Genomic DNA, 13,279 nt, shown 5'->3' with positions numbered 1-13,279 from the left:
GGTTACGCGGCCGGACCGGGGGCTTCGGTGCCCAGCAGCGCGTCGACGAACTGCGCGGGGTCGAACGGCGCCAGGTCGTCCGGGCCCTCGCCGAGCCCGACCAGCTTCACCGGGATGCCGAGCTTGCGCTGCACGGCGATCACGATGCCGCCCTTGGCGGTGCCGTCGAGCTTGGTCAGCACCACTCCGGTGACGTTCACCACCTCGGTGAAGACGCGGGCCTGCTCCAGACCGTTCTGCCCGGTGGTGGCGTCGAGGATGAGCAGGGTCTCGTCGATCGGGCCGTGCTTCTCCACCACCCGCTTGACCTTGCCCAGCTCGTCCATCAGGCCGACCTTGTTCTGCAGCCGGCCGGCGGTGTCCACGAGCACGGTGTCCACGCCGGTGTCGATACCCCGCCGGACCGCGTCGAACGCGACGCTGGCCGGGTCGGCGCCCTCCGGGCCCCGGACGGTCTCCGCGCCGACCCGTCCCGCCCAGGTCTCCAACTGGTCGGCGGCGGCGGCCCGGAAGGTGTCGGCCGCGCCGAGCAGCACGCTGCGACCGTCGGCGATGAGCACCCGGGCGATCTTGCCGCAGGTGGTGGTCTTGCCGGCGCCGTTGACCCCCACCACCAGCAGCACCGCCGGCACGCCCTCCTTGGGGGTGGTGCGCAGCGAGCGGTCCAGCTCCGGGTCGAGCGCGTTCACCAGTTCGGCGGCGAGCAGGGCACGCAGTTCGGCGGCCGAGCGGGTGCCCAGCACCCGGGTCCGCTCGCGCAGCCGGTCGACGATCTCGCGGGTGGCGTCGATGCCCACGTCCGCGGTGATCAGGCTGTCCTCGATCTCCTCCCAGACGTCCTCGTCGAGGCGGTCGCGGCTGAGCAGGCCGAGCAGGCCCTTGCCGAAGGCGTTCTGCGAGCGCGACAGCCGGGACCGCAGCCGGACCAGCCGGCCGGCGGTCGGCTCGGGCACCTCGACGGTCGGGGTCGGCGCCTCCACCACCGGCGGCGGCTCGACCAGGATGCCGGTGGACAACTCGGCCTCCGGGGCCTCCACCGGCGGCCCGGCGAGATCCTCCTGCGTCCGGGTGTCGACCTCCGTGCGCGGCAGCGGCGGTGCCGGCCGCCGGCGCAGCCTCGGCACGACCAACCCGATGCCGCCGAGGATCAGCACACCGAGCAGGGCGAGAACGATGAGGAGGTAGTCCTTCATGCCGAAATCCTGTCAGATGCCGCCGACCGCGTCTCAACCACCGCTGCCCCGCACCCGGCGCGGGGCGGCGGTAGTCTCGGCCACAGCCAGCAGTGGTGCGACGGCCGGCCGGGTAGTAGAGGTCGAAACACTCTCATCTGGAGGTCCCACATGCCCGCCGAGCTGCTCATCGGCCCCCTGCTCCGCCGGGTGGTCGGCACGCGGGCCACGGTCTGGGTGGAGACCACGGCCCCGGCGGTGGTCACCGTCCGCACGGCCGACGGCGCCACCGGCACGACGAACACCTTCACCGCGTACGACCACCACTACGCACTGGTGGTGGTCGACGGGCTCACCCCGGACAGCACCACGGCGTACCAGGTCTTCGTCGACGACCAGGAGGTCTGGCCGCTGCCCGACGGGCGTTTCCCGCCCAGCGTGATCCGCACCCGCGCCGCCGAGGACCGGGATCAGCCGGTCCGGCTGCTGTTCGGCTCCTGCCGGGAGACCACCCAGCACGCCACCACCCGCAAGCTGCCCCCGGACGCGCTCGACGCGTACGCCCGGCGGATCCTGGCCGACCCGGACCCGGCGGCCCTGCCGGACCTGCTGGTGCTCCTCGGCGACCAGGTCTACGCCGACGAGACCTCGCCGACGGTGAAGCGCCTGCTGCGCCGACGGCGACGCCGCCCGGCGGGCGCGCCAAGCGACCAGGTGGTCAGCTTCGACGAGTACACGAAGCTCTACCTGGAGTCCTGGGGCGACCCGGAGATCCGCTGGCTGTTCTCCACCGTGCCGAGCGTGATGATCTTCGACGATCACGAGATCATCGACGACTGGAACACCTCGGCGTCCTGGCGCGCGGACATGCGCGAGCAGCCCTGGTGGGCCGAGCGGATCACCAGTGGCCTGGCGTCCTACTGGGTGTACCAGCACCTGGGCAACCTCTCCCCCGACGAGATCGCCGCCGACCCGATCTTCGCGAAGGTGACCACGGCGGGGGACGCCACCGAGGTGCTTCGCGAATTCGGCCAGCGGGTGGACACCGAGGCAGACCTGGCACACGACATCGAACGGTGGCAGGCGGTGCAGTACCAGTGGAGCTACTCGCTCGACCTGGGTCGCACCCGCCTGGTCATGCTGGACACCCGGTGCAGCCGGGTGTTGCAGCCGGGCCACCGGGCGATGTTGCCGCCGGGCGAATGGTCCTGGTTCGTCGACCGGGTGCACGGCGACTACGACCACCTGGTCGTCGGTTCCTCGCTGCCCTGGCTGCTGCCGCCCGGCATCCACCACGTCGAGGCGTGGAACGAGAAGCTTGCCGACTCGTCCCGGCCGTGGCTCGCCGCCCTCTCCGAACGCCTTCGCCGCGGGCTGGACCTGGAGCACTGGGGCGCGTTCCGCCGTTCGTTCGACGCCATGGGTGCGCTGTTCGCCCGCGTCGGCGGCGGCACACCGGGTGAACCCGACGACCGCAAGGGTGCCGGCCCGGCGTACCCGCCCCCGGCGTCGATCAACGTGCTCTCCGGTGACGTGCACCACTCGTACGTGGCCCGGGTCCGGTTCGCCGACCCGACCGTACGCACCCCGGTGCATCAGCTGACCTGCTCGCCGATCCACAACCAGGTGCCCGCCGGGATGCGTCCGCTGATGCGGTTGGGCTGGTCCCGTGGGCCGGCCGGGGCGACCCGGGCGCTGGCCCGTACCGCCGGCGTACCCCGGCCGCAGGTCCGCTGGCGCAAGCTCGCCGGCCCGTACTTCGGCAACGCGGTGGCCACGCTGACCCACGCCAGCCGGACCGCCGACGTGGTCATCGAGGGCACCACAAACGACGGCCACCTCCGCCAGGTAGCCCACCACCGCCTGACCCCGTGAAAGGAAGGGCACCTTGTTAACGCCTGGCGTAGTAGAAGGGCCCCTTGTTAACACTGCGGGCGGGGTAACCAACCGGTACGGGGCGACTAACGCTGTGGTACGGGGCAGTCAGCGGACGGTCACCCCGGCTCCGTAGTCTCGTCGCCGTGGACGACGATCTGCCGGAGCGCCTGCGCGAGGTCGAGGACGAACTGACCGCCCTGTTGCGGCGCGGTCGGGCCCTCTCGTGGGAGATCGCCAGCGAGGTACACCCGAATCTGGAGCCGAACGCGTACGGGCTGCTGCTCTGGCTGCGCCGCTCCGGCGCGATCCGGCTCACCGACCTGGCCGCCCGGCTCGGGGTCGGCAAGGGCACGCTCAGCCGGCAGATCCACAGCCTGGAGACCCTCGGTCTGGTGAGACGGGATCCGGACCCGAGTGATCGGCGGGCCGCGCAACTCAGCCTCACCGAGGAGGGCCAGCGCCGGTTCGACGCCGCTCGGGCTCCCCGACTCGGACAGATCCGTCGGGCGCTGCAGAGTTGGCCGCAGCAGGACGTCGAGGAGTTGGCCCGGCTGCTCCGCCGCTTCAACGACGCCTGGGGCTGACGCCGTCCCACCTGACGCCGTCCCACCTGACGCCATCCCACCTGACGCCGATCCGGCGATCCGGCGATCCGGCGATCCGGCGATCCAGCGATCCGGCGATCCAGCGATAATCGAGTCGGATTTTGACCGCAATTCCGACGTAACGGCGCTTTCAGCGACACTCTCCGGCCAGACGGGCGGAATAGAGCCCTCGCCGAGCAAGTTGTTGCTTCAGGCAACCAAGTCGTACGGTTGCCTCCGGCAACAATTTCCACTCCGCTTGGAGGCTTCTCCATGACTCAGGCGAGCGCTCCCGCCCGAGCGATGCCCGTACAGATGAGTCACCGGCAGATCCTGGAGGCCCTCTCCGGTCTGCTGCTGGGCATGTTCGTCGCGATCCTGTCCGGCACGGTCGTCGCGAACGCGCTGCCGAGGATCATCACCGAGCTCAACGGCAGCCAGTCCGCGTACACCTGGGTGGTCACCTCGACGCTGCTGGCCACCACCGCGACCACCCCGCTGTGGGGCAAGCTCGCCGACCTGACCAGCAAGAAGGTGCTGGTCCAGCTCTCCCTCGCCATCTTCGTGCTCGGCTCGGTGCTGGCCGGGCTCTCGCAGTCCACCGGGCAGCTGATCGCCTGCCGGGTGGTCCAGGGCATCGGCGCCGGTGGTCTCACCGCGCTGGTTCAGGTGGTCATCGCGACGATGATCGCGCCACGGGAACGGGGCCGCTACAGCGGCTACCTCGGCGCGGTGATGGCCGTCGGCACCATCGGCGGTCCGCTGATCGGTGGCGTGATCGTGGACACCTCCTGGCTCGGCTGGCGCTGGTGCTTCTACGTCGGCGTGCCCTTCGCGCTGGCCGCCCTGGTCGTGCTCCAGCGGACCCTCGACCTGCCGGTCGTCCGCCGCAAGGTGAAGATCGACTGGTGGGGTGCCACCCTGATCACCGGTGCCGTGTCGCTGCTGCTGATCTGGGTCTCGCTCGCCGGCAACCAGTTCGACTGGGCCTCCTGGCAGACCGCGGTGATGGTGACCGGCGCGCTGCTGCTCGGTGCCGCCGCCGTACGGGTGGAGACCCGGACCAGTGAGCCGCTGATCCCGCCCCGGCTGTTCCGCAACCGCACCATCACCCTGTCGGTGGTGGCCAGCATCGCCGTCGGTGTGGGCATGTTCGGTGCCTCGGTCTTCCTCGGCCAGTACTTCCAGATCAGCCGTGGGGCCAGCCCCACCATGTCCGGCCTGATGACCCTGCCGATGATCCTCGGCCTGCTGGTCTCCTCCACCGTGGTCGGCCGCATCATCACCAACACCGGCCGCTGGAAGCGTTACCTGGTCGCCGGCTCGGCGCTGCTCACAGTCGGTTTCGCGTTGATGGGCACGCTGCGGGCAGACACCCCGTACTGGCAGGTCAGCATCTACATGGCGATCATCGGCGTCGGTGTGGGCATGTCCATGCAGAACCTGGTGCTCGCCGTGCAGAACACCGTCGAGCCCCACGAACTCGGCGCGGCCAGCTCGGTGGTGGCGTTCTTCCGCAGCCTCGGCGGCGCGGTCGGCGTCAGCGCCCTGGGCGCCCTGCTCGGTCACAATGTCACCCGCTACCTCAGCGAGGGGTTGGCCGCGCTCGGCGTACCGAGTTCGGGCGCCGGCGGTGGCACGTTGCCCGACGTACATGCGTTGCCCGCACCGATCCGGGCCGTGGTGGAGTCCGCGTACGGGCACGGGGCCGGAGACATCTTCCTGGCCGCCGCACCGTTCGGGCTGATCGCTCTGATCGCTGTGCTGTTCATCAAGGAGGTGCCGCTGCTGCGGCACACCGGTGGCCCGCTCACCGACGAGGTGGAGCAGGAGTCGACGGTGGCCACCGGTGGCGCGACGGCCGTGATCCGCACCGGCGTACGGGACTGACCCGACATGGACACCATGGATCGTCAGCAGTACGGCCCGCAGGCCCGCGCGGTGCCCTATGAGCGGGGCACCGACGGGCCGCGGGTGGTGCTGGTCGGTGTGGACGGCACCCGGACCTCGCTGCGCGCCGCGTCGTACGCCGCCGGTCTGGCTCGTCGACAGGGTGCCCGGCTGGTGGTGGTGTTCGTCAGCTCGCCGGCCGGCTTCGCCGCCATGATGTCCGGGGTGGTGGCGGAGGCGGTGCAGCAGACCCACGACGAGCTGGCCGAGGATCTGCGCCAGGAGTGCCGCCGCAGCGCCGAGGAGCTGGACGTGCCGGTGACCTTCCTCTGCCGACGGGGTGACGCGTACGCCGAGCTGTGCGCCGCGGCCGACGAGACCCGGGCGGACCTGGTCGTGGTGGGCTCGTCCGAGCAGGCCGGGCATCGCCTGGTCGGCTCGGTCGCCACCCGCCTGGTCCGCACCGGCCGCTGGCCCGTCGTCGTCGTACCGTGAAAGGAAGGGCCCCCTGTTAACGCCTGGCGTTGTACCGGGGCCCCTTCTTAACGCCGCAACCACAAACTCGCTCGCACTTGTCGTACCCGGGCCGCACGATGACCGGCATGACGTGGACCGCACCGGCGATCGACCGCCGCAACGAGCCCTACCGTGCCGACGAGCGCACCATGCTGGAGGGCTGGCTCAACTACCACCGGGACACATTGCTGCTCAAGTGCGCCGGGCTGACCGGCGAGCAGCTACGGACCGCGAGCGTGTCGTCGTCGACGCTCACCCTGCTCGGTCTGGTGCGGCACATGACAGTCGTCGAACGGTGGTGGTTCCGGCAGTGTTTCGCCGGTGAAAGCCTGCCCGAGCTGTACGACTTCGACGCCGACCCGGACGCCGAATTCAACACCGTGGACAGCGCCGACCCCGAGGCCGACCTCGCTGCCTTCCGCGCCGAGGTCACGGCCGCCGACGCGGCCACCGCCGGCCACGACCTGGACGAGGTCTGCACAGTCAAGCGCCGCACCGGCACCGAGGAGATCAGCCTGCGCTGGATCTACCTGCACATGATCGAGGAGTACGCCCGGCACAACGGGCACGCCGACCTGATCCGCGAGGCGATCGACGGGGTGACCGGCGAGTGACCGGCCGCCGTCAGCAGGCCAGCGCGGCCCGCAGGTAGCGCAGGTCCTCCGGCCCGTTCCAGCGGTACGCCGACAACCCGGCCACCCGGGCCCCGCTGATCGCCCGGTCCTCGTCGTCGACGAAGAGCACCCGGTCCGGCGGGGTCTCCAGGGCCACGCAGGCTGCCTGGAAGTACTCCTTGGCCGGCTTGTGGATGCCGATGGCCGAGGAGTTGACCACCACGTCGAGTTCGTCGGTGAGGTCGAGCGCGGTCAGGTCGGCGTCGAGCTGGTCGGTGGCGTTGGTGCCCAACCCGACCCGGATGCCGGCGGCCCGCACCTCGCGGATGAACGCCAACACCTGCGGGTCGACCTCACCGCGGTAGCGCTGCCACTGCTCCACGGCCGCGCGGGCCCGGTCCGGGTCGCCCACCGACGGGGTCAGCGCGTCGGCCACGCTCGACATCCAGTCGGTGTGGCTGACCCGGCCGGTGAGCACCGGCTGGAGCAGCCCCCAGGACGTGGCGATCTCCCCGAGCACGCCGGCGGAGAGGCCGTACTCCCGCTCCACCCCGGCGGCGACCGCCGGGTCCCAACGCCGCAGTACGCCGTCGAAGTCCACCAACAGCGCTGTCGCGCGTTCCCGAGCCACTAACCGTTCTCCTCGCCGCGGCTTCGCCGCTCGTCGTCCGTGTCGGCCCGGTTGAGCCGTTGACTGATCACCTGGGTCACCCCGCCCCGCATGGTCACGCCGTACAGGGCGTCGGCGATCTCCATGGTCCGTTTCTGGTGGGTGATGACGATGAGCTGACTCTTCTCCCGCAACTGCGCGAGCAGGGTGATCAGCCGACCCAGGTTCACGTCGTCGAGCGCCGCCTCGACCTCGTCCATGATGTAGAACGGGCTGGGCCGGGCGCGAAAGATGGCCACCAGCATCGCCACCGCGGTCAGCGACCGCTCGCCACCGGAGAGCAGCGACAGCCGCTTGATCTTCTTGCCGGGCGGGCGGGCCTCGACCTCGACGCCGGTGGTCAGCAGGTCGTCCGGGTCGGTGAGCACCAGCCGCCCCTCCCCACCGGGGAACAGCACGGTGAAGACCTGCTCGAACTCCCGGGCGGTGTCGGCGAAGGCGCTGGCGAAGACCTCCAGGATCCGCTCGTCGACGTCCTTGACCACGGTGAGCAGGTCCCGCCGGGTCGCCTTGAGGTCCTCCAACTGCTCGGAGAGGAACTTGTAACGCTCCTCCAGCGCGGCGAACTCCTCCAACGCCAGCGGGTTGACCTTGCCGAGCAGGGCCAGTTCGCGTTCGGCCTTGGCGGCCCGCTTCTCCTGCACCGGGCGCTCGTAGCGGACCGGTTCGGGCACCGGCAGGCCGTCGCGTTCCGCGGCGGCCACCTCGGCCTCGGTGGGCGGCACCGGCTGGTTCGGGCCGTACTCGGCGATCAGCGTCTCCACGGTCAACCCGAAGTCCTCGGCAGCCTTGGCCTCCAACTGCTCGATGCGCAGCCGCTGCTCGGCCCGGGCCACCTCGTCGCGGTGCACCTGGCTGGTCAGCCGCTCCAGTTCCGCGCCGAATCGTTTCGCGGCGGCCCGCACCTCCTGAAGTTCCGCCTCGCGGGTGGCCCGTGCCCGGGCCACCGCGTCACGCTGCTCCTCCGCCTGGGCGATGCTGGTGGCCAGCCGGGTCAGCGCCTCCCGAGCTCCACCGGCCACGGCCCGGGCGATGCCCGCGCCCCGCACCCGCGCCGCCCGCCGGGCCGCGGCCCGCTCCCGCGCGGCCCGTTCGGCGGCGGCCTGCCGGCGCAGCGAGTCGGCCCGCCCGGCGATGGAGGACACCCGCTCCTCGGCGGTACGCACCGCGAGCCGGACCTCCATCTCGTTCTGCCGGGCCTGCGGCACCATCGCGGCGAGCTGGTCACGTTCCTCGGTGGAGGGTTCCGCGTCGATCGGGGTCGCCTCCGCCAGGCGCAGCCGCTCCGCCAACTCGGCCAGGGCGGTCAGGTCCCGTTCCCGGGCCGCCTCGGCGCGGGCCCGCGACTCGCCCAGCCGGTCGGTCTCCGCCTTGGCGGACCGGGCGGCGGCACCCAACTCGGCGAGCCGGCGGGCGGCGGCGTTGCGGTGGCTCTCCGCCTCCCGCTTCGCTGCGGCGGCATGCTGCACCCGCTCCTTCGCCTCGGCCACCGCGGCCCGCGCCTCGACCAGTTGTTCGCGCAGCTCCGCGCTGGTGCGCTCGGCGGCGAGCCGGTTGGCCCGGGCCTCCTCGACGGCCGCCTGCACCTCGATGTAGCTGGGTGCCTTCGCCGATCCACCGGCCGCCGCGTACGCCCCGACGACGTCCCCTTCCCGGGTGACCGCCCGCAGCTCGGGGTTGCCGGCGACCACCTCCGCTGCGGCAGCGAGGTCGTCGACAAGTACCACGTCCCGCAGCGCCCGGTGCACCGCCGGTCGGATCCGCGCGTCGCACTCGACCAGGTCGGGTGCCCAGTGCGCGCGGTCGGGCAGCTTGGGACGCAGCGCGTCGGCGGAGCCGGACATGCCCGGCCCGGCCGGGCTGCCCACCAGCAGGCCGGCCCGCCCGGCGTCGGAGATCTTGAGCAGCCGCATCGCCTCGACCGCCTCGTCCACCCCGCTGACCGCGACCGCGTCGGCGAGCCCGCCGAGCGCGGCGGCGAGCGCCGCCTCGTGGCCGGGGGCGACGGTGAGCAGGCCGGCGAGGCTGCCCAGCAGCCCCGGCACCTGGTCGGCGCGGGCCAGCAACGCTCCGGCGCCGTCCTTGCGGCGCAGGCCGAGGGCGAGCGCTTCCTCGCGGGCCTTCCAGGTGGCGGCGTCCTTCTCCGCCGCCCGCTCGGCGTCGGAGAGCGAACGGACCGTCGCCTGCGCCTGCTCCTGGACGCTGACCGCCTCGGCGTGCCGGGCATCCAGGTCGGCGTTGTCGCGGTCGGCCTCGGTGGACTGCTCGGCGACGGCGTCCAGGTCGGCCTGGGCCCGCTCGGCCCGGGCCATCGCGTCGGCGTGCGCGGCGGCGAGCCGCTCGATCTCCTCACCGGCGCTGGTGGTCCGGGCGCGGGCCGAGTTCACCTGACCGGTCAGCCGGGCCAGCCCTTCGCGCCGGTCCGCGATCGCCTTCGCCGCAGCGACCAGTTCGCGTTCCGCCGCCGCAAGCTGCCGTTCCAGTTCCTGCCGGTGCTCCACCGCCTCGGCGAGGCGGATCTGGTCGTCGGTGAGCGCCGCCCGCAGCTCCTCCTCCTGCTCCCGGACCCGTTCGGCCTCGGCCTCCAACTGGTCCGGGTCGCGGCCCGGTCGCTCGTCGTCCGGGGTGGCGCTGAGGTGTCGCAGCCGTTCCATCGCGAGCTGCTCGATCGAGCGGAACCGCTCCTGCAACGCGGAGAGCTTGTACCAGGTGTCCTGGGCAGCGGCCAGCAGCGGCGCGTCGGCGGCCAGCGCCTCCTCCAGCTCACCGAGGCGGGCCTGCACCTCGGTGTGCTCGGCCTCCACCTCCTCGCGCCGCTGTCGCAGCGCGGTCTCGTCGGCGATCTCCCGGTCCAGGGTGGTCCGCAGGGTGGCGAGATCGTCGGCGAGCAGCCGCAGGCGGGCGTCACGCAGGCTGGCCTGGATCACCGCGGCGCGGCGGGCCACCTCGGCCTGTCGGCCGAGCGGCTTGAGTTGACGCCGCAGCTCGGCGGTGAGGTCGGTGAGCCGGTTCAGGTTGGTCTGCATCGCGTCGAGCTTGCGCAGCGCCTTTTCCTTGCGCTTGCGATGCTTGAGGACGCCGGCCGCCTCCTCGATGAACGCGCGCCGATCCTCCGGCTTGGCGTGCAGCATGCCGTCGAGCCGGCCCTGCCCGACGATGATGTGCATCTCCCGGCCGATGCCGGAGTCGGAGAGCAGTTCCTGGATGTCGAGCAGGCGGCAGGTGTCGCCGTTGATCTCGTACTCGCTCTCGCCGGAGCGGAACATCCGGCGGGTGATGGAGACCTCGGTGTACTCGATCGGCAGGGCGCCGTCGGTGTTGTCGATGGTCAGGGTCACCTCGGCACGACCGAGCGGGGCACGACCGGCGGTGCCGGCGAAGATGACGTCCTCCATCTTGCCGCCGCGCAGCGCCTTCGCGCCCTGCTCGCCGAGCACCCAGGCGATGGCGTCGACGACGTTGGACTTGCCGGAGCCGTTCGGGCCCACCACGCAGGTGATCCCCGGCTCCAGCTTCAGCGTCGTCGCGGAGGCGAAGGACTTGAAGCCCTTCACCGTCAGGCTCTTGAGATGCACCTTCTCGATCCTCGTCCGGTGGCCGCCGTACCGTCGCCCGGCTGCGCGGACCCTGGTAAACCCGCAGAGTAACCCGGCACCAGGTGGGCTGCGCGACGCGACCCACCCGCCGGCACGCCGCGAGCGTTCCTTTTCACAGGTGTCGGACGGTTTGGCTTCGGCGTCGGAGGGCCCAGTCGATCATCAGGCCACAAAGTCGATCAATGGTGCACAGAATTGCGCGCCGGCACTTGGTGTCGGCGCGCTTTTTGTGCGGTGGTGCTATTCGGTTGTGGCGGCCAGGTGGATCAGGTCAGCGCGGGCTCGGCAAGACGGAGCAGATCATCCGCCTCTGCCGCAGCCGCCGCGAGCCGATCGTTCTCGGCACGCAGCCGCGTGATCTCGAACTCCAGTGACTGAACCCTGGCACGCAGTCGGGTGACCTCGTCGAGCAGGCGCCGGTCGGGCGCTGCACCTACGTGGCCGAAGAGGGCCTTCGCCATGTTGACTCCTTGAATTGCGCTGCCGGAGAGGCCGGCCAACGCGCGCCCTTGTATACGCGACTACCATTCCCACGAATTCTGGGCACGGCCGGGCGCGACTGGCGACATCTCTATATTGAGCCGACAGCCCCTGTTTCGTCAAGTTCACGCAGGCCGTAGATCATTTCGACGTCTACCCGACCCGTCGCGGGAGGCTGCCACACGGCGCGGACACACTCTGTCCGGACACCCCAACTCTACGCACCGAATCGCCGGAATACCTCACCCGGATGTACAGGGTCCTCTTAACTCTTCCTTAGCCACATTGCTGCTGCTCAGACCGACCACGTAGCGTCACCCCGGCCCCTAACCGACCCGTGGAGGCGACAGGCGTGCACGGCTGGAACGACCCGCTCGACCCGGATGCCACCCGGCGGCCAGCGCCACCGACCGACGACCCGGCCTGGCTGACCGACCGCCCGGCACCGCGCTCGTCGTACCTGTTCGGTGACGAACCGGAGAGTTCGTCCGACCGGTGGTACCACGACCAGCCCACCGAGCAGTGGCACCGCCCACACCGACCCGCCGAGGCGGGCTATCCGGCACCGGCCCACCCCCGCTGGGCCGACCAGGACGGTGCCGGCCAGGACGGTGCCGGCCAGCACCATCGGGACACCGCCTGGTCGACCGAGGGCCACCACGGCGCGCCGAGCCACGGCCGGCACGACGGCGGTTGGCGCGCCGACGAGCCGACCACGCAGGTCAGCCGCTGGTCCGACCAGCACGACGGGCAGCAGCCCGCGCGGCACGCCGCCCCCGACCCGCACCACGACAACCAGGGGTACGACAACCAGGGGTACGCCGACACCCGGCCGCCCTACACCGGCCAGGCCCCCTACGGCGCCCAGCCCTACGGTGATCAGCCTTACGGCGCGCAACTGCCCTACGCCGGTCAGCAGCACTACGGGCGGGGTGACGAGGGCCAGTGGCACGGGGAGGGGTCCTACGGCGTACCGGAGGATCCCACCGCCCGGACCGAGGCGGTGGCCGACGCGTCCGGGACCGACGCCCGGCCGTCCCGTCGTCGCCTGTCGCGTCCCCTGGTGCTGGGCGGTGCCGCGGCGGCGGCCACCCTCGCGGTGAGCATCGGCGTCGCGGCCCTCGCGCTGCCCGGCAACGATGCGCCGACCAGCACCACCGCCGGTGAGCGTCCGGTGGCCACCGGACCCGCGCTGCTGGAGACCGACGAGTCGGTCGACGTCCTCGACCCGCTCGACTCCCCGAGCCCCAGCCCGAGCCCGAGCGTCTCGCCCAGCGCCGCCACGCCCTCGCCGTCGCCCAGTCAAGCGGTGAAGCCGAAGCCAACCCCCGCGCGCAGCAGCACCGCACCCTCCCGGCAGAGCGCCGAGCGTCGAGGCAGCCCGAGTCGCGGTGCCACGGTCACCGCCTCGCCGTCCAACCCGGCCGGTGCCTCGCAGGCCGCCCAGGTGGTCGACCTGGTCAACGCGGAACGGGCGAAGGCCGGCTGCGGCGCGCTGACCGTCGACGAGAAGCTGACGACCGCGGCCCAGCGGCACAGCCAGGACCAGGCCGACAACCGGAACATGTCGCACACCGGCAGCGACGGCAGCGACCCGGGAGAGCGGATCGACCGGGTCGGGTACGCCTGGCGCACGTACGGCGAGAACGTTGCCTGGAACCAGCAGTCGCCCGCCGCCGTGATGGATGCCTGGATGAACAGCCCCGGTCACCGGGCGAACATCCTGAACTGCGCCTTCACCGAGATCGGCGTCGGCGTGGCGAGCAGCAACGGACCGTACTGGACGCAGGTCTTCGCCGCGCCACGCTGAGTGCGGCGGGCGCGGCACCCGGAACTCGTCGCGTTCCGGTGCCGCGCCACGTCCAGCCGCGAATCCTTG

Annotated in this window: 10 protein-coding genes; 6 read left to right on the top strand and 4 right to left on the bottom strand. The window is 71.8% G+C overall.

Features of this window, described 5'->3' with window-relative positions; translation table 11 throughout:
• Positions 1 to 2: 2 nt before the first annotated feature.
• Positions 3 to 1,193: a signal recognition particle-docking protein FtsY gene (gene ftsY, locus VAB18032_RS07000; RefSeq protein WP_013732091.1), complete on the bottom strand. Its 1,191-nt coding sequence runs from the start codon at positions 1,191 to 1,193 to the stop codon at positions 3 to 5.
• Positions 1,194 to 1,343: 150 nt separating this feature from the next.
• On the opposite strand from ftsY, the gene VAB18032_RS06995 reads away from it, so the two are divergent.
• The 5 genes from VAB18032_RS06995 (at position 1,344) to VAB18032_RS06975 (ending at position 6,654) form a co-directional block, all read left to right on the top strand.
• Complete coding sequence (locus VAB18032_RS06995; protein ID WP_013732090.1) at positions 1,344 to 3,047, top strand: alkaline phosphatase D family protein; 1,704 nt, start codon at positions 1,344 to 1,346, stop codon at positions 3,045 to 3,047.
• 146 nt (positions 3,048 to 3,193) lie between these two features.
• The gene (locus VAB18032_RS06990; RefSeq protein WP_013732089.1) at positions 3,194 to 3,634 is read left to right on the top strand and encodes a MarR family winged helix-turn-helix transcriptional regulator; all 441 of its coding nucleotides are present in this window, start codon (positions 3,194 to 3,196) and stop codon (positions 3,632 to 3,634) included.
• A 273-nt stretch (positions 3,635 to 3,907) separates the two neighbouring features.
• Entirely contained in the window at positions 3,908 to 5,524 is a 1,617-nt protein-coding gene (locus VAB18032_RS06985; RefSeq protein WP_043719916.1) for an MDR family MFS transporter, read from the top strand.
• A gap of 6 nt (positions 5,525 to 5,530) precedes the next feature.
• Entirely contained in the window at positions 5,531 to 6,019 is a 489-nt protein-coding gene (locus VAB18032_RS06980) for a universal stress protein (RefSeq protein ID WP_013732087.1), read from the top strand.
• Between the two features lie 107 nt (positions 6,020 to 6,126).
• Entirely contained in the window at positions 6,127 to 6,654 is a 528-nt protein-coding gene (locus tag VAB18032_RS06975) for a DinB family protein (RefSeq protein WP_013732086.1), read from the top strand.
• A gap of 10 nt (positions 6,655 to 6,664) precedes the next feature.
• On the opposite strand, the gene VAB18032_RS06970 is transcribed toward VAB18032_RS06975, so the two are convergent.
• The 3 genes from VAB18032_RS06970 to VAB18032_RS06960 form a co-directional block, all read right to left on the bottom strand.
• Positions 6,665 to 7,285, bottom strand: coding sequence for an HAD family hydrolase (locus VAB18032_RS06970; RefSeq protein ID WP_013732085.1), 621 nt, complete (start codon positions 7,283 to 7,285; stop codon positions 6,665 to 6,667).
• Positions 7,285 to 10,899, bottom strand: coding sequence for a chromosome segregation protein SMC (smc, locus tag VAB18032_RS06965; RefSeq protein WP_013732084.1), 3,615 nt, complete (start codon positions 10,897 to 10,899; stop codon positions 7,285 to 7,287). The genes VAB18032_RS06970 and smc overlap by 1 nt, the downstream gene beginning before the upstream one ends.
• Positions 10,900 to 11,186: 287 nt before the next feature.
• Complete coding sequence (locus VAB18032_RS06960) at positions 11,187 to 11,381, bottom strand: hypothetical protein (RefSeq protein WP_013732083.1); 195 nt, start codon at positions 11,379 to 11,381, stop codon at positions 11,187 to 11,189.
• 371 nt (positions 11,382 to 11,752) lie between these two features.
• On the opposite strand from VAB18032_RS06960, the gene VAB18032_RS06955 reads away from it, so the two are divergent.
• The gene (locus VAB18032_RS06955; protein ID WP_013732082.1) at positions 11,753 to 13,210 is read left to right on the top strand and encodes a CAP domain-containing protein; all 1,458 of its coding nucleotides are present in this window, start codon (positions 11,753 to 11,755) and stop codon (positions 13,208 to 13,210) included.
• Positions 13,211 to 13,279 lie beyond the last annotated feature (69 nt).

The sequence above is a fragment of the Micromonospora maris AB-18-032 genome (genome assembly GCF_000204155.1).
In the GTDB taxonomy this organism is placed as follows: domain Bacteria; phylum Actinomycetota; class Actinomycetes; order Mycobacteriales; family Micromonosporaceae; genus Micromonospora; species Micromonospora gifhornensis.
Note: the sequence above shows the minus strand (reverse complement) of the source record. Positions and strands in the feature narration are given on the sequence as shown.

What these genes read in the sequence shown, in the direction of transcription:
- VAB18032_RS06980 (WP_013732087.1), top strand. Translation starts at nt 5,531, where the DNA reads ATGGACACCATGGATCGTCAGCAGTACGGCCCGCAGGCCCGCGCGGTG.
- VAB18032_RS06960 (WP_013732083.1), bottom strand. Translation starts at nt 11,381, where the DNA reads ATGGCGAAGGCCCTCTTCGGCCACGTAGGTGCAGCGCCCGACCGGCGC.
- VAB18032_RS06995 (WP_013732090.1), top strand. Translation starts at nt 1,344, where the DNA reads ATGCCCGCCGAGCTGCTCATCGGCCCCCTGCTCCGCCGGGTGGTCGGC.
- VAB18032_RS06985 (WP_043719916.1), top strand. Translation starts at nt 3,908, where the DNA reads ATGACTCAGGCGAGCGCTCCCGCCCGAGCGATGCCCGTACAGATGAGT.
- ftsY (WP_013732091.1), bottom strand. Translation starts at nt 1,193, where the DNA reads ATGAAGGACTACCTCCTCATCGTTCTCGCCCTGCTCGGTGTGCTGATC.
- VAB18032_RS06975 (WP_013732086.1), top strand. Translation starts at nt 6,127, where the DNA reads ATGACGTGGACCGCACCGGCGATCGACCGCCGCAACGAGCCCTACCGT.